General features: G+C 44.5%; 22 protein-coding genes. 17 read left to right on the top strand and 5 right to left on the bottom strand.

The features are described from left to right. The first annotated feature begins 278 nt into the window (after window positions 1-278). The 8 genes from BM210_RS12360 to BM210_RS12395 all read left to right on the top strand — a co-directional run bounded on the left by BM210_RS12360 (window position 279) and on the right by BM210_RS12395 (window position 10,699). Complete coding sequence (locus BM210_RS12360; RefSeq protein ID WP_091168325.1) at window positions 279-1,574, top strand: DNA polymerase IV; 1,296 nt, start codon at window positions 279-281, stop codon at window positions 1,572-1,574. 2 nt (window positions 1,575-1,576) lie between these two features. After that, entirely contained in the window at window positions 1,577-2,071 is a 495-nt protein-coding gene (gene mobB, locus BM210_RS12365) for a molybdopterin-guanine dinucleotide biosynthesis protein B (protein WP_091168328.1), read from the top strand. Window positions 2,072-2,154: 83 nt separating this feature from the next. Beyond that, window positions 2,155-2,388 carry a ferredoxin gene (locus tag BM210_RS12370; protein ID WP_076229215.1) on the top strand — a complete coding sequence of 78 codons (234 nt, stop codon included), beginning with the start codon at window positions 2,155-2,157 and terminating at the stop codon, window positions 2,386-2,388. Between the two features lie 149 nt (window positions 2,389-2,537). Continuing rightward, window positions 2,538-4,370 carry a CHASE2 domain-containing protein gene (locus BM210_RS12375; RefSeq protein WP_091168331.1) on the top strand — a complete coding sequence of 611 codons (1,833 nt, stop codon included), beginning with the start codon at window positions 2,538-2,540 and terminating at the stop codon, window positions 4,368-4,370. A gap of 117 nt (window positions 4,371-4,487) precedes the next feature. Continuing rightward, window positions 4,488-6,647, top strand: coding sequence for a FecR family protein (locus BM210_RS12380; RefSeq protein ID WP_091168332.1), 2,160 nt, complete (start codon window positions 4,488-4,490; stop codon window positions 6,645-6,647). A gap of 25 nt (window positions 6,648-6,672) precedes the next feature. Beyond that, the gene (locus tag BM210_RS12385) at window positions 6,673-8,292 is read left to right on the top strand and encodes a stalk domain-containing protein (protein WP_091168335.1); all 1,620 of its coding nucleotides are present in this window, start codon (window positions 6,673-6,675) and stop codon (window positions 8,290-8,292) included. A gap of 109 nt (window positions 8,293-8,401) precedes the next feature. Then, window positions 8,402-9,133 carry an HD-GYP domain-containing protein gene (locus tag BM210_RS12390; protein WP_177237780.1) on the top strand — a complete coding sequence of 244 codons (732 nt, stop codon included), beginning with the start codon at window positions 8,402-8,404 and terminating at the stop codon, window positions 9,131-9,133. Between the two features lie 108 nt (window positions 9,134-9,241). Continuing rightward, on the top strand, window positions 9,242-10,699 hold the full coding sequence (locus BM210_RS12395; RefSeq protein WP_091168339.1) for a L,D-transpeptidase: 1,458 nt from the start codon (window positions 9,242-9,244) through the stop codon (window positions 10,697-10,699). 19 nt (window positions 10,700-10,718) lie between these two features. Here the strand turns inward: BM210_RS12395 and BM210_RS35650 are convergent, their stop codons facing one another. Next, window positions 10,719-10,853, bottom strand: coding sequence for a hypothetical protein (locus BM210_RS35650; RefSeq protein WP_256223544.1), 135 nt, complete (start codon window positions 10,851-10,853; stop codon window positions 10,719-10,721). Between the two features lie 162 nt (window positions 10,854-11,015). Between BM210_RS35650 and BM210_RS12400 the strand changes: the two genes are divergently transcribed. The 3 genes from BM210_RS12400 to BM210_RS12410 are packed head-to-tail and all read left to right on the top strand — an operon-like array spanning window position 11,016 to window position 13,399. After that, window positions 11,016-12,119, top strand: a complete 1,104-nt coding sequence (locus tag BM210_RS12400) for a quinone-dependent dihydroorotate dehydrogenase (RefSeq protein ID WP_091168341.1) — start codon at window positions 11,016-11,018, stop codon at window positions 12,117-12,119. Between the two features lie 15 nt (window positions 12,120-12,134). After that, window positions 12,135-12,929, top strand: coding sequence for a GTP diphosphokinase (locus tag BM210_RS12405; protein ID WP_091168343.1), 795 nt, complete (start codon window positions 12,135-12,137; stop codon window positions 12,927-12,929). Between the two features lie 29 nt (window positions 12,930-12,958). Continuing rightward, entirely contained in the window at window positions 12,959-13,399 is a 441-nt protein-coding gene (locus tag BM210_RS12410) for a DUF309 domain-containing protein (RefSeq protein WP_256223546.1), read from the top strand. 43 nt (window positions 13,400-13,442) lie between these two features. Here BM210_RS12410 and BM210_RS12415 read toward each other — a convergent pair whose 3' ends face one another. After that, the gene (locus BM210_RS12415) at window positions 13,443-13,952 is read right to left on the bottom strand and encodes a thioredoxin family protein (RefSeq protein ID WP_091168346.1); all 510 of its coding nucleotides are present in this window, start codon (window positions 13,950-13,952) and stop codon (window positions 13,443-13,445) included. Between the two features lie 194 nt (window positions 13,953-14,146). On the opposite strand from BM210_RS12415, the gene BM210_RS12420 reads away from it, so the two are divergent. From BM210_RS12420 to BM210_RS12430, 3 genes are all read left to right on the top strand, one after another. Then, window positions 14,147-15,709, top strand: a complete 1,563-nt coding sequence (locus BM210_RS12420) for an RsmF rRNA methyltransferase first C-terminal domain-containing protein (protein ID WP_091168347.1) — start codon at window positions 14,147-14,149, stop codon at window positions 15,707-15,709. Next, window positions 15,710-16,453: a pseudouridine synthase gene (locus tag BM210_RS12425; protein WP_091168349.1), complete on the top strand. Its 744-nt coding sequence runs from the start codon at window positions 15,710-15,712 to the stop codon at window positions 16,451-16,453. A 314-nt stretch (window positions 16,454-16,767) separates the two neighbouring features. Further along, window positions 16,768-17,538 carry a hypothetical protein gene (locus BM210_RS12430; RefSeq protein ID WP_091168352.1) on the top strand — a complete coding sequence of 257 codons (771 nt, stop codon included), beginning with the start codon at window positions 16,768-16,770 and terminating at the stop codon, window positions 17,536-17,538. 99 nt (window positions 17,539-17,637) lie between these two features. Here the strand turns inward: BM210_RS12430 and BM210_RS12435 are convergent, their stop codons facing one another. Further along, a complete protein-coding gene (locus BM210_RS12435) occupies window positions 17,638-18,030 on the bottom strand; it encodes a helix-turn-helix domain-containing protein (RefSeq protein WP_091168354.1) in 393 nt (130 codons plus the stop codon). A gap of 177 nt (window positions 18,031-18,207) precedes the next feature. Here BM210_RS12435 and BM210_RS12440 point away from each other — a divergent pair, with 177 nt between their 5' ends. Both BM210_RS12440 and BM210_RS12445 read left to right on the top strand, forming a co-directional pair. Then, the gene (locus BM210_RS12440; protein WP_091168356.1) at window positions 18,208-18,420 is read left to right on the top strand and encodes a helix-turn-helix domain-containing protein; all 213 of its coding nucleotides are present in this window, start codon (window positions 18,208-18,210) and stop codon (window positions 18,418-18,420) included. Window positions 18,421-18,547: 127 nt separating this feature from the next. Further along, window positions 18,548-19,015 carry a hypothetical protein gene (locus BM210_RS12445; RefSeq protein ID WP_091168360.1) on the top strand — a complete coding sequence of 156 codons (468 nt, stop codon included), beginning with the start codon at window positions 18,548-18,550 and terminating at the stop codon, window positions 19,013-19,015. Between the two features lie 66 nt (window positions 19,016-19,081). Here the strand turns inward: BM210_RS12445 and BM210_RS12450 are convergent, their stop codons facing one another. Further along, entirely contained in the window at window positions 19,082-20,251 is a 1,170-nt protein-coding gene (locus BM210_RS12450; RefSeq protein ID WP_256223547.1) for a GGDEF domain-containing protein, read from the bottom strand. 152 nt (window positions 20,252-20,403) lie between these two features. Here BM210_RS12450 and BM210_RS12455 point away from each other — a divergent pair, with 152 nt between their 5' ends. Beyond that, a complete protein-coding gene (locus BM210_RS12455) occupies window positions 20,404-21,534 on the top strand; it encodes a glycosyltransferase family 4 protein (RefSeq protein ID WP_091168362.1) in 1,131 nt (376 codons plus the stop codon). A gap of 73 nt (window positions 21,535-21,607) precedes the next feature. Here BM210_RS12455 and BM210_RS12460 read toward each other — a convergent pair whose 3' ends face one another. Further along, the gene (locus tag BM210_RS12460; RefSeq protein WP_091168363.1) at window positions 21,608-22,576 is read right to left on the bottom strand and encodes an EamA family transporter; all 969 of its coding nucleotides are present in this window, start codon (window positions 22,574-22,576) and stop codon (window positions 21,608-21,610) included. Window positions 22,577-22,615 lie beyond the last annotated feature (39 nt).

The following is a 22,615-nucleotide window of genomic DNA, read 5'->3' on the forward strand; positions in this document are numbered from 1 at the left end:
TGGCAGTTGACCTCCTACCCTCGGAAAGGTATGCTTGTGAAAGTTAAGCTTCAAGCTTTTAATCTAAGCTACACTTATTCTTGGAGGTACACGACCTTGTCTACTCAAGCTACCAGAAGACTTCTGCTCGTACCTGAAAGTTCCAAACTCACAACGCTTTGTGCCGTAACGGGCCAGCCTGATTTTGCACCCATTCCATTTACATATATTCCAGGCCCGTCCACTGTAGAATTGAAACAACACGCGCGGCGGTATGCACAAAACAGTTCGCACCGAATATGAAGAAAGCAAATGATGAAGCCTACCCGGCAAAAGGGAGAGTCATTTTGCATATCGATATGAATGCCTTCTATTGCTCGGTACACGAGGCTGTAGACCCTGAGCTTTATCAAAACAAGCCTACAGCGGTTGCCGGAAGTGTAGAGCTTCGTAAAGGTATTGTCGTCACGTGCTCCTATGCTGCTCGAGCGAAGGGCGTCAAAACAGGCATGCAGGTTGGGCAGGCACTTAAGCAATGCCCTGAGCTGCTTTTGATTCGTCCTGATTTTGATTTGTACCGTGATTTTTCCAGAAGGTTCATGAAAATGGCTTATGATTATTCCCCTCTAATTGAGGCAATGTCTATAGATGAGTGCTATATCGATATTACCGGCTCCAAGCAATTTGGAACACCGATAGAGATTGCAGAGCAGCTGCAATCGCGAATTCGCAGGGAATTGCTGCTTCCTTGCTCCATTGGGATTGCACCCAACAAGCTGTTGGCGAAGATGGCCTCGGACATGAAAAAACCCAATGGGATCACAATCCTGCGTAAAAGGGATGTTCCCAAGGTGTTATGGGATAAGCCCTGCAATCATCTTTACGGGATTGGAAGTAAAACTGCGGACAAACTTAAGCTGTTGAATATTCAGACGTTGGGCCAACTGGCCAAGGCTGATGATCATTTGCTGTCAGAGCACTTTGGCATTATGGGAGCCTTACTAAAGAGCGCTGCAAATGGGGAGGATGCTTCGGAGGTTCAATCGGAACGAGAGCAGAGCAAGTCGATTGGACATACAACGACCTTGCCAATTAATCTGACAGATCGAACGGCCATTTTCCGTGTTTTCCTTAATTTGGCTGATCAGGTGGGGCGTCGGTTGCGCAGACAGCAGCTATTGTCTCAAACCATTTCAATCACGATTCGTGATCCGGATATGCGCACGATAACAAGAGCTGCCACACTTTCAACTCCTACCGAAATTCGTGAGGATATTTACAAAGCAGCTTGTAAGCTTTTTGATGAGCACTGGCAGTCTGATAAGCCGATTCGATTGCTGGGGATTACCCTTCAAAACTTACAGGACAAAAAAGCAGCCGCTGTTCAAATGGATTTGTTCGACTACCAAAAGCAGCCGACAAAGGAAAAGCTAGTTCAAACTCTGGATGCCTTGCGTGATAAGTTCGGTGAAAATGCGGTTTTAACTGCCGGGATGCTGGGCGATGACCCTTCTACGCTTATTCGGAATCACAAGCTGAGAGGGACTTCCTTGCAGATGGACCACTTAAAACAGCGGCGTTTCGAGGAGGAGTAGGCATGGCGGCAGTGATTGGCTTCGCAGGTTTTTCCAACAGCGGCAAAACAAGATTGATCTCCCAGCTTGTCCGCTACTTCACGCAATTGAATCTTCGATGCGCTGTAGTGAAGCATGATGCACATGGACATTATACTGAGGCGTCTGGAAAAGACTCATCACAATTTGTAGAGGCTGGTGCAGCAGCGACGGCTATCATTTCCCCACATTCGTTTGTTGTTATTCAAAAAGTGCCCATCACTTTGGAGGGGTTGCTGTCGAGGCTGCAATCAGACGGATTTGATCTCATCTTAATAGAAGGATTCAAAAAGGGGAATCATGATCAAGTGGCGATTTTTCGCGACAAGGAGCAGGCAGGCATTCTTACTGAATTGACACATTTGCCTATAGCAGTTGTAGCTCCAGAGAAGCTTAAAGCATATAGTATTGAAGGAGTTCCTTTTTTTGATTCAGACGATTTAGCTTCCATTGCAGGTTGGATTCAAACGCGTATGTGAGCTTAATTACTTTTTTAATTGAACTTTTGTTTGTTTTATATTATATTTTAGGATGAGCTTACAATTTAGGAGGGAAACTAACAATGGCAAAATATACTTGGGTAGAAAAAGACACCTGTATCGCCTGTGGCGCTTGTGGTGCTACAGCACCGGACATTTATGATTATGATGATGAAGGATTGGCGGAAGTTATTTTCGATAATGATGGAAACAAAGGCGTAACCGAAATTCCAGATGATCTGTATGATGATTTACAGGATGCTCAGGATGGCTGCCCTACTGATTCCATCAAAGTTGCAGATACGCCATTCAACTAATGTTAACTTTTTATTAAAAAAGCCTTTTTCAATAGGGAGATATCCCTTAGAAAAAGGTCTTTTTTTTTTGTGGATTTATGCAAAAATTATGTGTTTAGAGAAAAAAGTATGGTAATATTAGAGCGAATCTTGGGGTGAGGGGGCTAAAAATGAAAAAAGGTGTCAGCAAATCTGCCGTCATAATTATAGGTAATACACTTGTGGTATTCATCTGTCTGGTTTTTCTTGTATTTGGACTATGGAAGGTACTGTCCGATCAAGTGTTCGACATGAATATGAAGCAATCAATGTCTGGGGCTCCACATGAAGATATTCTGGTGATAGGGATCGATACAGCCTCGATAAAAGAAGTAGGTCCATATCCATGGGATCGTAAAGTATACGCACAGTTGATCAGTAGACTTGAAGCGGCTGGTGCCAAAGCGATTGGCTTTGATATTGAGCTGTATACGGAAAGTAATTTTCCTGAAAGCGACAAGCTGCTGGCAGATGAGCTGACCAAACATAAAAATATTATTTTTCCATCCCACGCTGATTTGGAGAATGACTTTGACCGATCCAGCAAGGTGAAGGAAGGCGAGCTCATCATGGCCCGCAAAACGGATCAACCCATCCCGATGATCCAAAAATCGGTCCATAAAGCCCATATTAATGCAAGCTTTGATACGGATGGAGTTATCCGCACAAATTGGCTGCAAATCAACACTCCTGATGGTGTTTTTCCAACGCTGGGTCTGGCATTGGCACAGTTGGCGGGTACTGACGTAACGAAGTATTTGAACCTCCCCGTCCTTCAAAACCGCCCCAAATCAGAAATGCTGATCAAATGGGAAGGAAAAGAATTTAATTTTGAAACGATTCCTTTCGCCAAGGTGCTGAAGGGGGAAATTCCTCCACAAGTATTCAAGGATCGTATTATTCTAGTCGGCTATACAGCACCAGGCTCCGATGAAGGTACCACACCGATTGAACGTCACATGCATCTGGTGTATGCGCATGCTAACATCCTGAATCAAATTTTAAATCAAAAGGTAATTTCGCCTGTCAGCGGTGTAATTACGTTATCGATGGCCGCTTTGATGATATTGCTGTTCGGTTTCCTTACATGGAGACTAAAATCAATTACAAGTATTTTATTAGTGTTTGGCGTATCGTTGGGTCTATTGGCCACACAATACATAGCTTTTACGTATAATGATCAATACCTGGATACGATTGGAGCGGTATTAAGCGGGTTAATCTCCTACATAGGCAACATTGCAATGAAAACTTATTTTGAGACGAAGCAAAAAAATTACATTACTAAGCAATTTGGCCGATATATTTCGCCGGATCTAGTAAAAGAAATTGCAAAAAGTGATTCCGAAATTCAGCTTGGCGGGATTAAAAGGGAATTGTCTTTATTGTTCCTTGATGTTAGCGGATTTACACCATTATCCGAGAAGCTGAAGCCTGAGGAGGTTGTCGACTTCTTGAATATGATGTTCAACCTGATAACCGAGGTGACACTGCAGAACCGTGGGACCATAGACAAGTTTATTGGTGATGCGGCAATGATCTTGTACAATGCACCTTTGGATGTGCCTGATCATGCTTATTATGCAGTCAAAACAGGCTTTGAAATACAGGAAGGGATGGAGCAGATCCGCAGGGATGTTGAAGCCAAGTACGGGGTTACATTAAGTATACGGATCGGGATTAATACCGGAGATGTCGTTGTCGGTAATATCGGTTCTTACCTGCGTGTGGACTACACAGCTATCGGCGACAATGTAAATACAGCTGCGAGAATAGAATCCAATGCGCGTCCCAATAAGGTATGGGTTTCTGAATCAACCTACGACTTAACGAGAAATTATTTTGAATACGAATTCGCTGGCGAGAAGCTGATGAAGGGGAAAAGTACTCCTCTCAAGTTGTATGAAGTTGTAAGTATTACAGGAGCTCCTGTAGTGGGGAAAAAACAGGACAAGGTCTCGTAATGTGTTAAATTTTGCATTGCCAATTGAAGTCTCTCAACTTACAATTGATAGAGAGAATTGATAGAGAGAATCAGAATATTTAAACTTAGTCAGGTAGAAGATGAGAGGAGATTCATTGTGGGATATTGGAATAGGATGAGGATGGGTAGCAGCAAATCATTTTTGTCTTTATTTGTTGCATTCAGTATGGTATTTTCATTGCTGTCTGTCGTGATATCTGAGCCCATTCAGGCCAAGAGCACGAGGACTGCTATAGTAGTTAATATCAAAGGCAATGTAACTGTTAAAAAATCCGGAGGCTCCAAGTCTTACACCGCTTATAACGATATGACTTTAAATCAAGGGGATGTTATTTCAACGGGAGCAAGCTCTTCGGTCGTTGTAAGAATAGCTGACCATGATGATGAAATTACGATTGGGGATAATGCAGAGGTCAGTGTCACTGACTTGGCTAACGAGGGAAATGGCAAGCAATCCAAGATATCTTCCTGGGCCGGATCCATGTGGGTTAAGGTTAAAACGTTGGTTGGCGCTCAGGATGAGTTTGAGGTAGAGACACCAACAGCAACAATGGGGGTAAAGGGAACGCAATTCTTTACTGGCGTTAATCCAGTGACGGGTGAGACCTTTGTCGTGGTTGGAGCTGGTGCTGTTCAGACGACAACAACCACGTACCAACAATCGGATATCAGCAATCCGCAGAATGACAATACGACATTGCTATTGCCTACGCAGCAAATCAATTTAACAGGCCGTGATGAAGTGACGGATGTAGCAACAAAGACGGAGATTATTGATATTTTTCAATTCGTAGAAAGATCCTCTCCTGAATTATTGGAAGCTATCATCAAGAACAAAGCAGAAATCGATAAAGAAAACGCGGAGTTTATTGAAAAGAAAAAAGCTGAAATTGCTGAAAACAATAAAGCGGACACAGGGAATTCCGCATTGACGATCAAAGACATAGAGACATTAAACAAAATCAGCAAAAACCTGGACAACCTCATTGGCAATATTATCAAGGCAGCGTTAGATCAAAAGAAAATCGATCCAAATAAAATGAATCAAATCGTGGCTGAAGCCAATGCCAAATTGAGTGAGACTGACAAGAAAATCGATTTGAACAAAGTTGAGCCCCTTGATCGCACAGCAGGATTGGACTCAGAAAAAGAAAAACAAAAGCAGGCGGAACTTCAGAAACTGAAAGAAGAAAAGGAGCGCAAACTTGCTGAAAAGAAAAAGCTTGAGCAGGAGCAGCTTGATAAAAATAAAGCGATTCTGGATGCGCTAGCCAAAGAGAAGCAGCGTTTAGAGGAAGCTAACAAAAAAACCGAAGAAGCGGCTGCCAAGCAGGCAGAAGCCAACTACATCAATCAGTTGTCAACAGCTGAGCAGGCTGCATTTGAACAGAACAAATCAGCAAATACGCCTACAACGATTCCAACAAACACAACTCCGGGATCAGGTGGAGGATCTAGTGGTGGAACTAGTGGGGGCACCACCAATAATAACAACTCCAATGAAATTCTTTTTCCATTGGCTCCTGCACTAATAAGCCCAACGCAGGTTACATCGACCAACAGTGGCATGGTTCAGTTGAAGCTCAGAGCTGCTCTCACTACTAATATTAATATTTTTAATGGTGCCACCATGCTAGCAAGTTCTCCAGGTCAAGGAGACACAGATGTGGTGTTTAACATTCCTTTATCCAAAGGGGTGTACAATCTGACTGCTCAGACCGAGAGGTTTAACAGATTTAGTCCAGCTGTTCAAATCCCACAGATTACGATAAGCAGTCCTGCTGATATTTTATTAACTCAGGTCGGGGGACCAAGCAATAATGTGATCAATCTTAACCTGACTTTAAATGAATTTGTGGATGCCAGCCAATTTTATGGAGTCGAGGTGCATCTGATTTACAACAATTCTTTGAGTTATAAAGGACCATCAGCTTTAACTGATGTACCAGGTACCGTTTTTGATGGACCCAACATGGCTGAAACGTTAAAAGAGTACCCAGGCTCTACACAAAACGAACTCGTTTATGCAGCTTCACAATTTGAAACGGCCGCAACGACTGGAACCATTAGTAATCTTTCAGTTAACGGCCAGAAAATCTTAGTAACAATTCCATTGGCTGTAAGCTCTGCTGCTTCCAATACGGCTACGATAGATCTGGTTTATGTAAAATTCGTTAATAAAGCAGCAGCAACGGTGTATGAATTGGGATCAGGCTTGCCGAACGCACCCAAGTCTATAAGTGTCACGACCAGATAAGGAAAAATCCAGAAAGGGGAACCCTATGAAAAAAGTAAGCAAAATCGTTGCAACGGCTTTTATAGCATCTTTATTGATGGGCACCTCGACTGTATGGGGCGCTTCATTATCGGTAAATAGCATAAGGGGAAGCAACGAACAAATATTAACCGATGTTACATCCTTGGCTGGGATCGGTGATTTTGGGAATGAGAATGGAGCTGCGGCTTCAACCTCATTCAGGAGCCCTTCAGGCGTTGCTGTCTTGACGGATGGCTCGATCCTTATATCCGATACTCGCAATCATGTCATTCGTAAGCTTAAAGATGGACAGGTCAGTACATTTGCCGGACTAAATCTTCTAAAAGACGCAAAAGGTTTTCCGGTCGGCGGACGTTATGATGGAAAGGTGGACGCTTCGTTTTTCCAAGAGCCGATGGGACTATCCTTAGACAATAAAGGAAACCTGTTTGTCGCAGATGCAGGAAATCATGCGATACGGAAAATTGACAGCTCCGGTAATGTTACTACGATTGCCGGAAACGGAGAAATTGGTATGAAGGATGGATCAGGTAGTACTGCTACTTTTTATCGTCCTTCCGATGTTGTTGCTGCTCCTGATGGAACCTTGTATGTAGCGGATACTCTTAATCATTTGATTCGCAGTATCAGCCCAAGCGGTCAGGTCAAAACTTTGAATGCTTTATCTGGACGTGTGATAGAAGTAACCCCAGGTCAAGTTGTTCAAGCAGGCGATTATTTGGATGGCATACTACAAACGGCCAAGTTCAATGAACCTACAAGCTTGGCCTTGGATAGCAAAGGGAACTTGTTTGTCAGCGATACTGGGAACCAAAGAATTCGCTATATTGACTTCCAACAGAACAAGGTAAGTACGATTGCAGGCAGCAGTGCACTCGATGATAAGGGTACCGTGTATTCCAAAACAGCTCTTTACGCACCAGGCGACTATGCAGATGGCCCAGCCAATCAAGCTTTATTCAATTCTCCACAAGGCATTGCTGTCACTGCAGATGATGGGCTAATTATTGCGGATACGCTGAATCATTCGATTCGTTATTTGGATAAAGGTCAAGTGACTACGATAGCAGGCGCTGCCAGTTTACGCGGTGGCGAGGCTGACGGTGTGGATCGCAGCGCTTCATTCAAAAACCCTGTGGATGTTGCAATCACATCGGAAGGAAATGTCATCGTTGCAGATGCCTATAACAATAAAATTCGAAAAATTAGTGTGTATCAGCTCCCTGCTAATTTGCCAAAGGATTCTAACGTTAAGGTGGTTTATGGATCTCAATGGATTCAATTCGATGTACAGCCGGAAATCGTCAACGGTAGGACGATGGTTCCAATCCGAGCAATAACTGAAGCACTTGGTTATCAGGTTACTTTTAACGATGCTGACCGCAGTGTTCAATTAGCCAAGAATGGTGTTGCCATTGAATTGTACATTGATAAGACAGGCATTAAACGTATTGTGCAAAATAAAGAATCGGCTGTGACCGAAACCGACGTAGCGCCTTACATCAAGGATGATCATACTTATGTGCCGATTCGTTTTTTTGCAGAAGAAATAGGTTTGGATGTTCAGTGGAATGAAGCAGTCCGAACAGCCATTCTAAGAAACAAATCGACGATAGTCCGTTAAAAGCTTCATTCATAAGACCTATTGTGTGCAGGGAAGATGTATTCTTCACTTCACATAGTAGGTTTTTTCGATTATGATGAGAAAAAGCGATTCAGTTGGAGGCAAATACGTGTCCGATATTCAGCAGCTCAAAGACGAACTGGAACAGTTGGAAAAACGTAATCGAGATCTCACCTTATTGCTAGAATCGGCATTTGAACTAAAAAGCGGCTTGACCTCCATGGACCATCCTTTTCCGATCAATGTGATACATTCATTGGTCATAGCCTTGGATTCCAGAGATCCCTATACGTCGGGTCACTCATCAAGAGTAGCTCTCTACTCTTTGTGGATAGCAAGGGAGCTTGGAATAGGTGAAGAAGAATGTAAACATTTTTATCGATCTGCATTGATGCATGATATTGGCAAGATTGGCGTGCCGGACCGCGTATTATTGAAAACGGAACGACTGAATGACGAAGAGTTTCAAAGTATGATTTCTCATACCATAATAGGCGCGCGTATTCTGTCCAACGTAGAGCCTTTGGAACGGATGATCCAAGCGACCGAGGTTGCTAAGTATCATCATGAAAAAATGGATGGAAGCGGGTATCCTGAAGGACTCGTGGGGGAAAGTATCCCTTTTTATGCGCGGATTGTCGCGGTTGCTGATGCATTTGATGCCATGACAACGGATCGTCCATACTCCTTAGGAATCAGCTGTCAGGATGGCGTGGAAGAAATTGTGCGCTGCAAGGGCTCACATTTTGACCCTGTGGTTGTAGAAGCATTTAAAAACGTAATGCAAGTCCGAAATTACTTAAAAGGTGGGGATATCGATTCCCCTTATATATTCGAATAATGATCAAGCACCTCACTCCAATCAAGGAGTAGAGGTGTTTTTTTCAACTCTTTACAAAATGAACAATGGTGCCGATATTACAGTGAGAAGGTTGAAAGAAGGGATTTCATGAAACCAAAGGATCATGAGGAACAGCTGCGGCAATTTTTCAATAATAATACCTTAGACGATCAGATGCTGCTAAAAAAGTATGTGCGCAAGCATCCTACCAATAAAATGGCCTGGTACCTGCTGGGCAGGGAATATGATGGGCAAGGCAAGCGCGGAAAAGCCTTGTACTGTTATGGACAAGCCGGTGAGATTTATGAGGCTTTTGAAAACCAAACGATTAAAGTATCTCTTGAATCACAGGAAGCACTGGAGCAATTGGATCGACGCGGTAAACGAACACGCTGGATGAGTCGTGCGCGGTTGGCAGTCCTGCTGGCGATGGTTGTATTCGGGATCGGGTATCTTCCCGCATTTGCACCTTCCCCTGAGCCACAGATAGCTCTTCCAGCACTACCGAAGGATGTCAGCTTGGCTCAGGTGCAGCAAACGAAGGTATATTACATAGCGGGAGCAAAAACGAAGGAGCGGGTAGGAGCGGCCTTACAGGAGATGTTGATTAAAGAACGTATTAACAGCTATGCGATATTGGCCTCGGGCAAACCGACAGAAGACGGCAAATGGATATCTTGGCTGCAGCCGCCGGATATATTGCTTTCAGTGGAAGGCAAGCAGGATGCTGCTCAACAGCAAATTCAATATCACGATGCAGAAAGCTGCCAATGCCAGCCGACGGAGGCTTCGAAGCCGAAATCAATTTATCAATCGTGGAAGGGGCAGCGTGAGCAGGAAGTCGTGCTTCGCTCGGCTTTAGATGCGTACAGTCGTAAGAATGGAAGACCTCCTGAAAACCTGCAAGCTTTAAATCAGCCGCATCCGCAAAATATTCTTTCAGGCGTTACCCCTTTCATGGAGCAGCTCTATGAGCAGGAGAAAGATCAATTGACAGGCAAGGCTGCTCCTCAGGGAAGTCCATCCGAGACGGGAACGCCATCAACGGGTTTGCCAAGTCAAGGTTCAGGATCCTCTGCAGCTAGTCATGAGCCATCTGCTTCTGGACTTCAGTCGCCCCTTAAGGATCCGCTGCGGATCATTGTGGATAAGACCAACCATAGATTGGCTTTGGTCAGTGGGTCGATTATCGTAAGGAGTTATCCCGTCGGCTTAGGTGCGGATCGTACTCCGGAGGGAACTTTTGAAATAGCGGAGAAAGTAAGAAATCCGAATGGGAAATCAAATGGTGATTTTGGCAGCAGAGGGATGGGGCTTTCCAACCCCTTGTATGCTATTCACGGAACGAATAAACCGAACAGCATCGGCAAGGACGAGTCGTTGGGGTGCGTACGGATGCTGAAGGAAGATATCGAGGAGTTATTCGATATGGCACCACTCGGGACGCCAGTGACAATCGGTAAAGGGCTGCTGCCCTCTGAGATTAAGCGCGGGGAGCCAGCCTTTACACTTCCCCTGATGAGTAATGAAACAAATCCAGGGAAAGTGTATAAATGGCTCGATTAAATATAAATAAAACGCTTTCCTAACGAAGCACAAGTAATACAGCCATGGCAATGATCAGGGCAGCAAATACAGAGCATACTACGATGATCCCTTTTTTGTTGATCGTATCCTGAGGTTTACGTTGTCGTAAATAAGTTGGTTTTTTTCGTTGCATAGGAGTCGCCCTGCCTTTTTCGTGGATTTATGAATATTTTATCATACTGTGGCAGCGAACAAACATGATTTTGTATAACCTCTGCTCTTTATTTTTCTTGCATAAAACGATAAACTGTTCAAAGAGAATAAGTTATCGTTTGTTTAAGGGAGAGACCGTGGAATGTTATACAGAAATATGTTAAAACCGCTGCTTTTTCGAATGGATGCGGAGAAGGCACATCATCTGACAATAGATGGGCTTCATACGGCTTCGGCTTTACCCGGAGTCAAGAGCTTGCTAAAAGGAATGTATGGAGTCAAGCAAACAACAGCATTGGAATCAACGTTATGGGGAATTCATTTTGCCAACCCGATCGGATTGGCAGCAGGGCTCGATAAGAATGCGAAAGCCGTTGACGGGTTTTCTAATCTTGGTTTTGGATTTATGGAAGTTGGCACGGTTACACCAAAGCCACAGGCTGGGAACGAGCTGCCGCGGTTATTCAGACTTCCTGAGGACACCGCGTTAATTAACCGTATGGGGTTTAATAATGTAGGTATTGATGTGATGGCCAAGCATTTGGAGCAGTCTGCCAAACGCACAATCCCCGTCGCGGTTAATATCGGCAAAAATAAACAGACACCGAATGAACATGCAGAAGATGATTATCGTGCTTGCATAACCAGATTGTATGAGTACGGAGATTTTTTTGTAGTGAATATCAGTTCGCCCAATACACCGGATTTGCGCAGCCTTCAGCATGGAGATGATTTGTCTCGATTGCTGGCTGCTGTTCAAGATGAGATGAAGCTTCAGCATCAAAGGCATGGTGGAGCTGCAAAGCCGGTTTTGGTCAAAATAGCACCGGATCTTGCCAAAGATGAAATCACTTATATGGTACAAACGATTGTAGCAAGCGGAGTGTCCGGTATTATTGCTTCCAACACGACCCTGTCAAGAGAGGGCCTGACTCATCGTCATAAAGGAGAAGCTGGTGGACTCAGCGGTAAGCCGTTAACTGGGCGTTCCACACAGCTTATTCATACTTTATACGAACTAACGGAAGGCAAGCTGCCGATTATTGGATCTGGCGGAGTGTTTACAGCTCAGCAAGCGTACGACAAAATATGTGCGGGAGCCAGCCTGGTAGAAATTTACACGGCTTTAATTTATGAGGGACCCTCGCTAGTTAGGCGATTGAATGAGGGCTTGCAACAATTGCTGCATAAGAACGGCTTTGCTAACATTACGGAAGCAGTCGGTTCGGCACATCGGCAACGGTAAAATGGAGGGGTACGGATGGATGGACGCGATTGGAAAAAGTTTCTCATGCCTTATGACCAGGCTGTTGAAGAGCTAAAGGTCAAATTCAAAACATTGCGCGGCGAATTGAAAAGCCGTGATGAATACTCACCCATCGAATTTGTTACAGGAAGAGTCAAGAAAATATCCAGTATTCTAGATAAAGCCAAACGATTGAATGTTCCAATGGAGCAGTTGGAAACAGGGATTGAGGACATTGCCGGCATTCGCATCATGTGCCAATTTGTTGAGGACATTGAACGGCTGGCTAATTTGATTCGTGTAAGGCAGGATATGACGCTGCTGTATGAAAAGGATTATGTGCTGAACAAGAAACCGAGCGGCTATCGTAGTTACCATATGATTTTGGAATATCCGGTTCAAACGGCACTTGGGATGAAAAGGGTGCTGGCTGAGGTTCAGATCAGAACGCTGGCGATGAATTTTTGGGCAACCATTGAACATTCCCTGAACTATAAATATCGCGAGAGTTTGCCGCCAGAAGTGATCAAACGACTCAGTAAAGCTGCGGAGGCTGCGTATTTGCTGGATCAGGAGATGAGCAGCATCCGCGATGAAATTATGGAAGCGCAGCAGTTGTTCGAGGACAATTCCAATACGGTGTCCCGGATACTTAACGGGATTCAGGAGCTGTATTTTTACCATCGGGTTCGTGAGGCCGTTCAGTTTCAGTTTCGCTTTAACGAGCATTGGGAGACGGAAGATATCAGATATTTGAGGGAGCTGTCCATGGAGATCGATGATGCCATCGCTCGTGCCAAAAAAGGATAGTGGCTTCATAAGAAATGAAGGTGCATCGATTGACTGAGAGGCCGGAATATGATCGATTGTACGTGAAGTTCATCTATTACTTTAATGTGGACCGCGATTATTTTGAGTGTCACGAGGTGATGGAGGAACTGTGGCTTGAGGAAGGCAGGGCACCTCTATACCAAGGACTGCTTCAAGTAGCTGTAGGTCTGTATCATCACCGTAATGGGAATGTGAGCGGGGCCATCAAGCTGTTCACAGCGGCAATGGAAAAGCTGGTGGGGCGCCCAGCAGAAGTTATGGGCATTGACTTGGCTCTACTGATTGCAGATAGCCAACGTTATTTGCAGCAGCTGCAACGAATGGCGGATGAGCCGTTTGCTTTTTACGATTTGAACATTCGGGTAATTGATCTGATATTGGTCGAAGCGGTGGAAGCTCTTATTGCCAATCCGCCTTTACCAGGTGTTGATGAGGATGAGCATGGATGAAGTCTATGTAAAAAAATAGAGCAGGAGCTTTCGCTCATCTGCTCTATTTGGCCTTATACTTTTCCAAAAACTGCTTGAATGAATCCGAGCTGTAGCCCTGCTGACCGGTTTCGGCAATGCCGCCAACTATACGCTCCACTTCTTTACCTGCTTTATAATAGATCAGAGTAGGAGTGGATTGAATGTTGTACTTGTTCCAGCCATCTTTGAATTCTTCTAGATTAAACTGCTTGACGTCGATTCCCAATTCCTTGCTCAAAGGGGCAAGAACCGGAGTTGTTCTTTTGCAATGCGGGCAGGTGGAGGCAAAGTAATAAACAAAAAAGTCTTCTTTAGCATCCAGCTTTTTGTTTAACTCAGCAGGTAGGATGATATTTTGATAATTCGGATCCTCAAGCTGCTTGACGGTTTCGGGATTTAATTTGTTGGGTGCCATTCCGTATACATTGTTGGCAAATTTACTATTCTTGGTTTTGTCCGATTGCTGGTTCACGACATATAACCCTGCGAAAAGCACAATAATGATAGATAAATAAATCGCAATCTTTTTCATTCAGGTATAATCCTCTCTACTCGTTAATTCAATCATTATATGATATTTATTTTGATTATCCAAGGATTTCGATAAACGGATCGTGATTTCCTGCTGCTCATAACTGCAAAAATGAATGAATTATGACATTTGTTGCAGCATCCAACTATAAGAAATATAATAGGAACAGTTCATGAACACGGCTGAATTAATCAATGCTACTAAGGAAAGTTGGACAACTATTGTCAGAAAGTGACGGAATACAAAGCAGATTTTTACCAGAGGCGTTTAAGGTTCGAATGAGTGACCTGTTAGGAGAGCAGTATCAGGCATTTATGTCTTCCTATGATAAACCTAGAGTGTACGGGCTGAGGATCAATACCATGAAGTGCAGTAAGGATCAGTTCTTAAAGCTGACGTCATTAGAGCTGAGTCCGATCCCTTGGGCTTCCAGCGGTTTTTATTACGAAGAGGATAGCAGACCAGGTAAACACCCTCACTATCATGCTGGTTTATATTATATTCAGGAGCCCAGTGCCATGGCGCCTGTGGAGCTGCTGGACGTCCAGCCCGGTGAACGGATACTTGACCTATGTGCGGCACCTGGTGGAAAGTCCACACAAATCGCCGCTAAGCTTGCAGGTCAAGGGATGCTGGTGACGAATGATATCCATTCGGATCGTGTGAAGGCGCTGGTCAAAAATATCGAGCTGTCCGGTGTACGGAATGCCGTCGTATTGAATGAGCAGCCGGAGAAGCTTAAGCACAGCTTTGTGCAGTTTTTTGATAAAATATTGATCGATGCGCCATGTTCTGGTGAAGGGATGTTTCGCAAGGAAGCGGATATGGCCAAAGCCTGGGAGTCCGATTGGGTAGAACGTTATGCCGTGATGCAGAGAGAGCTTCTGGACCAAGCGGCTCATATGCTGCGTCCGGGAGGTCGTATGATCTATTCCACCTGCACGTTTTCGCTAGAGGAGAACGAGGCCATGATCGCTGAATTTTTGGATAAGCATCCGGCATTTATTGTGGCTCCTGTAGCGGCTGTGGATGGATTATCCCATGGATATGACACAGATCTATCCGGACAGCTGGATAGCTTCTCAGATCGTGCTAGAGAGGCTGTAAAAGGGACGGTAAGACTGTGGCCGCATCTGCTCGTGGGAGAAGGTCATTTTGTTGCTGTACTGCTGCACAATGGGAGTGCTGATGACTCCGCTCATATAGATATGAATCTCCATTCCGCAGCAGCTCCTTCGATAATAAAGCCGAACAAATCCGCCAAATCGATGAAAAGCAAGCATCTGAATAGCTCACACACGGGAAAGCAGCCTGAAATCGATTTGCAGCTGTTATATAGCTTTATGGCAGAGCATGCTCCGGAAGTAGGGATTTCTCAAATTACGCTGCATGGCGAACATGTATATGCATCTCCGATCGGACTGCCGGATCTAAGCGGCATTCGCATTATTCGTCCCGGATGGTATATAGGCACTTTGAAAAAGCAGCGATTTGAACCCTCACATGCGCTTGCCATGGGACTCAGAAGCGAGGACGTCATACGTACAATTGACCTGGAAGCCACATCTGCTGCTGCATCCCGATATTTGAAGGGAGAGACGTTGGAGGTAGCTGAATCTGCCGTTCGCAGACGTCATGAAAGCACGGCGTTTAAGGGCTATTGTTTAGTTCTTATAGATGGGTTTCCTGTAGGTTGGGGCAAATGGCAGGATGGTATGTTAAAAAATGAATATCCCCCGGGTTGGAGGTTGACTTAGTTGAAGCAAACGATGCGCTTGGAAAAGCTGTTGGCACATGCTGGCCATGGTACACGAAGTGAAATCAAGCGAATGGTAAAGAATGGCCTTATTCGAGTTAATGACCGTCCGATTAAGGATGGAGGAATCCAGGTTCATCCTGAACAGGACCGGATCACGGTAGATGGGCAAGCCGTTCGTTATCGTGAGTTTATTTATCTGATGTTGAATAAGCCGCAAGGCGTCATATCGGCGACAGAGGACAGTCGTGAGCGAACTGTACTAGATCTCCTGGATGAAGCTTATGCCCACTATGAGCTATTTCCTGTTGGGCGTCTGGATAAGGACACAGAGGGATTGCTGCTGCTGACCAATGACGGTAAGCTTGCGCATAATTTACTCTCCCCCCGCAAGCATGTCTCCAAAATGTATTTTGCTGAGGTAGACGGTTTGGTTACAGACAAGGATCAGGAGATTTTCCATAAAGGAGTCACTCTGGATGACGGCTACCTCACGATGCCGGCTGAGCTGAACATTTTGGCCGCTGGTGATCCTGAGCAGGGTCTTGTTGCCAAAATTGAGTTGACGATTCAGGAAGGTAAGTTTCATCAAGTGAAACGGATGTTTGAAGCTGTTGGCAAGAAGGTAGTTTTCCTGAAAAGAATTTCCATGGGAACGCTGCTGCTCGATGAATACCTGGCTCCCGGTGCTTATCGTGAGCTGACTGAGAACGAGCTGACCCAATTACAGCAGGTTCATATTTAAATGGAAAAAGACCAGATGGCTGTGATTCCACAGCTCATTGGTCTTTTTTTTTTGCAATATCAGAAAAGATAAGTCCGGTTCCTAGCTTTTGGAATATTTCAAGACAACGTGATCCACCGTATAAGACGGCGTAGCCGTTTATCCTCGTATAAAGGGTTCATAGTCAGATCGAAATAGCGCGAGCTTACAGCCAACCGGCGCTGAGAATGGACTCTTATCTCTTATGCATATATTTTGGGCTGGATGGGACACGCTAATCATGATGGTTTCTGACATTTGGTGACCACATATAAGTCCATTGGAGGCGAGCTTGGATGACCGATGTTTGGCTTAGAACGGATTTAAAGACGGCGGGTGGAGAAGTAAACGACATTATGTGGAACCATCAATGTATCGGAGTGATGACGCTCGTTTATCGTGAGGCAGACCGGATTACAGGGGCCGTCCAATTGGAGCAAGAGGTACTTCCTGAACATGCAAGGGAGCAGGTGTTTACATTTGTACAAGCACACATAGAGTCCTTAACCTATGCATTAGGTGCACGGACCTGTGAGGTAACCGTGTCGTACAGTGAACTTGATCCACTCCTTTTCGCAAACAAAGACAATAAGAACTGGGTTAACGTTGAAGAAGATTATGATTATGACTACGATTGGATGGAATATGAACGATTTGAGGATGAGAATGCTGATGAACAAAATGAATATGTGATGGGCTTGCAAGAGGAGAACTTTGACCAGGAAGCTGATAGTAGACGACGTTCGGCAGCGTTCTACAGTGAGGCGGAAGGAGAATATACGGTTGTTCGTACCATGGGGAGTGGCGACACTTACATTTTTGAAATATACCAGCAATCACATGGTGGTTTGCCGATCGGTAGAGCAACGATTGATGCAAGCTATAGACAGCTGCAAGGGTTTATTGATTTTCGTGAACCGGGGGATTCCGTGGATCGTGAGTCTATCGCAATGCTGATGATGCAGGAGATGGACAAGGAAAAAGATTTTGAATCGTTCAATCTCATTATGCTGTATCAAAACCAACCGTTTGAAGAACTCAATTACGAAGCTGATTGGGTACATTAGTTCGGCAACTATTTGCTTGGAGAGCAACCAGCCCGGATTAAGGGAATTCGAGCTGGTTTGCTTAAAATACTTGTTAGGGGAGCAAGCTGTGCTCGGACATCAGACTTGGTCTTCTTTCTTTTTGTCTTTCCAGAATAAGACTGTCAACATCCGTTCGATCCATTCCTTATCCTGCTCAGTTAGCTCAATACCATCAAAGCTCAATTCATTATCGCGCAAAAATCTTCGTAGGTTGACACGAGGTTTTACATAATCTTTACTATTACCACTGTCCTGCGATTGCTCAAGGTAGCCCGCGATCTCCATCAAATTGGAGTAGGGAGTATTCAAGCCTTCGGATAGCTTCATCAGTACATCCGGAGAGGGAACCCCGCGATTGCCATTTTCTATTTGCGAAATGTAGGCAGAAGAAACACCGGAACGATCAGCCAACTCGCGAATAGTGAAGCCTTTCAATTTGCGCATATCGCGCAGCTGCTCATAAAAATTCATAAAGGACACCTGCATTTTCATAAGTAAACAATAGTTAATATTGATATGATATCAGTAAACTTCTGTAATTTCAACGTTCACACAAATGTATTCAAAAGTAAATTAAATTTTTCCAAATGTAAAATATAATGATAAAATCGTAAAAAGATGGAAGATAGGGGGAGTGACTGCATAAAGATGAAAAGAATTCGCACCAATACCAATGCTTTTGTGAGAGCCAGAGTATTCAAAGGTATGTCCCAACGAGAGCTGGCCAAGCAGTCGGGACTGAGTCCTTCTTACATCAGTCTTCTGGAACGTTCCGTGAAGTCGGTCGGTCCTGGAACGGCTAAGAAGCTTAGTGAGCTGCTGGAGCAGCCGTTGGACTCGTTATTTATCATTGAACAGTGATTGAATTAGTGACCAAACACGGATGATTCGCATCCCTAAACAAATTGCGTTATAATAGGACGAGGATATTAACATTACCCTCGGGTATAATAATTCCTAATTACTTTGAAATGGGAGGAGATTTTCTTTGCGCCAACTTATAATTTTAGTCGCTGCTTTGACCATCATCCTTTCCGGATGCACGAAAGACACGACACCTGCTGCCAAGCCGGGTGAGGCCGTGACGCCAACCACACCAGTGCCCGCACCGACACCGGCTCCTGAGCCAACTACACCAGCGCCAAGCACAGCGACCCCACCTGCTGCTGGTACTGAAACACCACCAGCTACAACCCCACCAGCGGTACCTGAGGTTCCAAGGCCAGATGGGGCAAAGGAGCAGCCAATTGCAACTCAGGGTCAATTAGAAAAAGTCGATTTTGGAATGACATATGATGAAGTTGGTAAAGCCATGGGTCAAATGGGTAAATTGATTAGCGAATCCAAAGACGAAAATGGTGTTAGCAAAGTAACAACCTATGAGTATAAAACTAAAGAGGGAACCTCTTTGAAAGTAACGTTCCGCAATGGCAAGGTGTCTAGCAAATCCGGATAAGGATCAACCAAACAAACAGGCGAGGATGCATAACCATGCATCCTCGCCTGTTTGTTTGGTTGAATATTAAGCGTAGGCAATAACTTTGTTTTTGCCGGTGGTTTTGGCTTTGTACATGGCTTCATCCGCTTGCTTGATCAGCTCGTCTGCACCTATGCCTTTACTATAACAACTAAAGCCGACACTAACGGTTACAATCGTCTCGGCTTCGACCCGCGCACGAATCTTTTCTGCGATCACTGACGTTTCCGCTGCGTTACCTATTACCATCACAACAATCTCTTCGCCGCCATATCGTCCGCAAATTCCATCGGGCTCGGACACCTCCTTGGCGATTTGAGCCACCTGCTTGAGAACCTGATCCCCCATATGGTGTCCCTTCGTATCATTGAGTTTTTTGAAGTTATCGATATCACTGAAAATGACGGAGATCATAATTTGCTGAGCAAGGTGCTGATTCACACGGTTGTAATAAAATTTGCGATTATAAAGTCCGGTCAATCCATCGCGGATGGATGAATTATAAATCGCCTGCATCATTTCAATAATCCGTTCGAAAATGAACAGAAACAGCACGATATGAAATGCCATGGGAAATAATTGCTCGAGCTTGGTTAGCGCGCCTTGGCTACCGTTAAACAAATACTTGTTCGCCATATAAATCATATGAGCACAAAAATAGAGCGTCAGCATAAGCTGGAACTTGCCATTTTGCCCAATTCGCGGATTAACCAGCATGAAGCTGACAAAAATGATCACGAACATGAATAGTTCCAGACCGAGCGGCTGAAGCTGAGTAATCTGCTCTTGGCTGCCTTCAAGGTTGCCGGGAATATACCAGTAAGTGGAAGAAACAAGTGACATGGTTACGATAACGGCAACAATGATAATTCCGTCCTTGGCCTTGGTTGGATTGTAAAGCTGAAAAATACCGATATTGACCAATAAAAAAGCAAATGCTTTCAAAATGAGTGCAATAAATATCGCGGTCTCACTTGGAGTTGGGTACAATTGAAATTGAATCAGTTGCCCATATTGGGCGATCAGAATGACTAACGACAGCATCATGGACAGATAACCGATTTTTCTGCGATTGACGAGCAGCCTGAAGGAAACAAGCAGGGTCAGCAGCAAGATAACCAAAATAATCGTGTAGGAAATAATAGTTCCTAATGTACCGAGCCATAAATCTGTTAAAGTTAGCGCATTCATTATAGATACAAGCCTCGCATTCATGAAGATATATCCTTTATTATAGAAACATACATTCGTTTTGGTCAACATTCTTCTTTTCACGAATACGCTTGTAGTGGTCATACTTACCTGATACGATATCAAGGATGCAAGCAAAAGTATAAAATTTAGATGAAATACTACGGAGGGCTCTCATGAATATATTACAAGCATTATTTTTTCCGCCGGAGCAGCCAGGTGGTGTATCTTCCATGATTCCTTTTATTCTGGACCGATTTAATAAGCGTGGTTGGGAAATGGAGCTTTTTTCGCTTCCAAAACGGGTACGTGGTAAAGGAATTGAACCGGTGAAATTTGCAACCTTTGATTGGGAAGTTTATGCAGGTAACCCGATTGTGGATAAATATATTCAGACCTATAAGGATTATGTGTGGTGGACGAAGCTAAGGATCACCAAAACCTACGATGTGATTCATGCCCACCATCCTATTGTAGGACTTGTGATGAAGCAGTTGTACCCAGAGACACCGGTCATTATGACCGTCCATTCCAGCTATGAGAAGGAATTAATACTCAATGGAAAAATAGAGCCGAATGGAGTTGAGCATGCCTTCCTGACCGCGATCTACAATGAGCTGGAGGATAGGGTGGACCAACTGCTAACGGTGTCCAATTCTTTCAAGCAGTATTTGGGTGAATACGTACAGGAGCCAGAGCGAATAGGTGTAATACCTAATGGTTTTGATGAAAAGCGGTTTCGTCCGGTACCGCATGAAAACAAAATCCCACAGCTGATCACCGTATGTCGTCTAGTCCCTGCCAAAGGCATTGATATTCTGCTGCTTGCTTGTGCAGAACTTAAAAAAAGCGGTCAGCCCTTTGTGCTGCATCTCATTGGAGATGGTCCCATACGTCCCGAGCTTGAACAGATGGCAATTGAGCTAAATATTTATGAGGAAATTATTTTTTATGGCTATATGCTGCATCCAGAGGACTTTATGCCGTTTTTTGATGTATTCGTACTACCCTCCCGTGCTGAAGCCTTCGGTTCGGTTTTCGCCGAGGCGGCGCTGTGTGGGCTCGCCTTAATTGGAACTGATGTAGGTGGTATCCCTGAGCAAATCAATCACGGGCAAAATGGTCTGCTTGTGCCCGTCAATGATGTACCTGCACTAGCGAATGCCTTGGAAAAAGTGACAGGCGATCCGACCTATCGCTATAACCTGAGCCGTGTCGCATGGGATAAAGCCAAGAATACTTACTCCATGTCACGCGTGGTGCAGCAGTTGAAGAATGTATACAGGAGCTATCGAAAAGAAGGATAATCGCTCATCAACACGACAAAAAGACTGCTATCATAAAGATGATGCAGTTTATTTGTCGTGTTGTCCGCCTCCACTAGCCAGCCAGACGCAGTACGATAATCCCAACCAAAGCAAGTGTGAGGCCGCATGCTTCTAAAGGACTGAAACGTTCTTTTAGACCAAATCTAGCGTATAACAATACGAAGACAACATTCATGGCCATTACTGCTGAAACTAGCCCGGTTACTCCAAGCTTAAATGCGGGCAAAACCAGCATCATGCCGGATACATTAGTCAGACCGATGACGAGGCCCCATAATAAGGTTTTGCGCACGCTCCACAAATTAGGTGCGCTATTCGCTGCGGCTGCTTGTCGGCTGCTTGGGGCTGCAATTGAAGCTGTTTCGGATGCATTCACTTCAGATGCCGCAGCAGCCTCTAGTGCAGCGGCAGACTCGAGCTGCACTAGAGACTGCCTGCGCCTGTTAAGCAACCATGCGATACCGAACAGGAGTGTTCCTGTTACATACATGGCTGTAAGTGTGGGAAAGATTTGTGCGCCTATCAAGGTTGATTGCTTGGAGATTATATCTGTTAATCCAAAACCAAACATGGTGAGAACTCCCCACCCAGCGCCTTTGAGGTTCTTTATTGAAATATCACTGGAATAGCGGATTAATAAAAGACCGAAAACGATAATAACAAAGGATAGAGATTGTCCTAATGTTAGCCGTTCTCCCCATATCAAAAAAGCGGCAATCACGACAACGACGGGTGGCATTCCGGTGAACATAGCCATCAATGATGCTTTGCCAACAGCAAATCCGCGGTACATGGAAGCATTGGAAATAAACGAAAATAGGCCCATAAGAACGCCGATCCAAACTTCGATCGACCATTGTTGTCCCACTACCAGATTAGTGACAAATGCAATGATGGTTCCTGATAAATAAACGCCTAACAGTAGTAAATTACGGTCAATCGGACGCTGCGATGTCCACTGATATAAGATGCCCCTTAAACCAAAGCAGACCGCAGAGGCTGCTGCAAACACAAACCACATCACATAATTCTCCTCGTATGTTTTTTGACCATCCTTTAT

The organism is Paenibacillus sp. 1_12 (genome assembly GCF_900114475.1).
In the GTDB taxonomy this organism is placed as follows: Bacteria; Bacillota; Bacilli; order Paenibacillales; family NBRC-103111; genus Paenibacillus_S.

Bases quoted from the DNA above. Each gene is read 5' to 3' on its own strand.
- BM210_RS12450 (WP_256223547.1), bottom strand. From the start codon at position 20,251: ATGAATGCGAGGCTTGTATCTATAATGAATGCGCTAACTTTAACAGAT.
- BM210_RS12385 (WP_091168335.1), top strand. From the start codon at position 6,673: ATGAAAAAAGTAAGCAAAATCGTTGCAACGGCTTTTATAGCATCTTTA.
- BM210_RS12430 (WP_091168352.1), top strand. From the start codon at position 16,768: ATGACCGATGTTTGGCTTAGAACGGATTTAAAGACGGCGGGTGGAGAA.
- BM210_RS12415 (WP_091168346.1), bottom strand. From the start codon at position 13,952: ATGAAAAAGATTGCGATTTATTTATCTATCATTATTGTGCTTTTCGCA.
- BM210_RS12420 (WP_091168347.1), top strand. From the start codon at position 14,147: ATGCTACTAAGGAAAGTTGGACAACTATTGTCAGAAAGTGACGGAATA.
- BM210_RS12455 (WP_091168362.1), top strand. From the start codon at position 20,404: ATGAATATATTACAAGCATTATTTTTTCCGCCGGAGCAGCCAGGTGGT.
- BM210_RS12440 (WP_091168356.1), top strand. From the start codon at position 18,208: ATGAAAAGAATTCGCACCAATACCAATGCTTTTGTGAGAGCCAGAGTA.
- BM210_RS12435 (WP_091168354.1), bottom strand. From the start codon at position 18,030: ATGAATTTTTATGAGCAGCTGCGCGATATGCGCAAATTGAAAGGCTTC.
- BM210_RS12405 (WP_091168343.1), top strand. From the start codon at position 12,135: ATGGATGGACGCGATTGGAAAAAGTTTCTCATGCCTTATGACCAGGCT.
- BM210_RS35650 (WP_256223544.1), bottom strand. From the start codon at position 10,853: ATGCAACGAAAAAAACCAACTTATTTACGACAACGTAAACCTCAGGAT.
- mobB (WP_091168328.1), top strand. From the start codon at position 1,577: ATGGCGGCAGTGATTGGCTTCGCAGGTTTTTCCAACAGCGGCAAAACA.
- BM210_RS12395 (WP_091168339.1), top strand. From the start codon at position 9,242: ATGAAACCAAAGGATCATGAGGAACAGCTGCGGCAATTTTTCAATAAT.
- BM210_RS12400 (WP_091168341.1), top strand. From the start codon at position 11,016: ATGTTATACAGAAATATGTTAAAACCGCTGCTTTTTCGAATGGATGCG.
- BM210_RS12460 (WP_091168363.1), bottom strand. From the start codon at position 22,576: ATGTGGTTTGTGTTTGCAGCAGCCTCTGCGGTCTGCTTTGGTTTAAGG.
- BM210_RS12375 (WP_091168331.1), top strand. From the start codon at position 2,538: ATGAAAAAAGGTGTCAGCAAATCTGCCGTCATAATTATAGGTAATACA.
- BM210_RS12370 (WP_076229215.1), top strand. From the start codon at position 2,155: ATGGCAAAATATACTTGGGTAGAAAAAGACACCTGTATCGCCTGTGGC.
- BM210_RS12360 (WP_091168325.1), top strand. From the start codon at position 279: ATGAAGAAAGCAAATGATGAAGCCTACCCGGCAAAAGGGAGAGTCATT.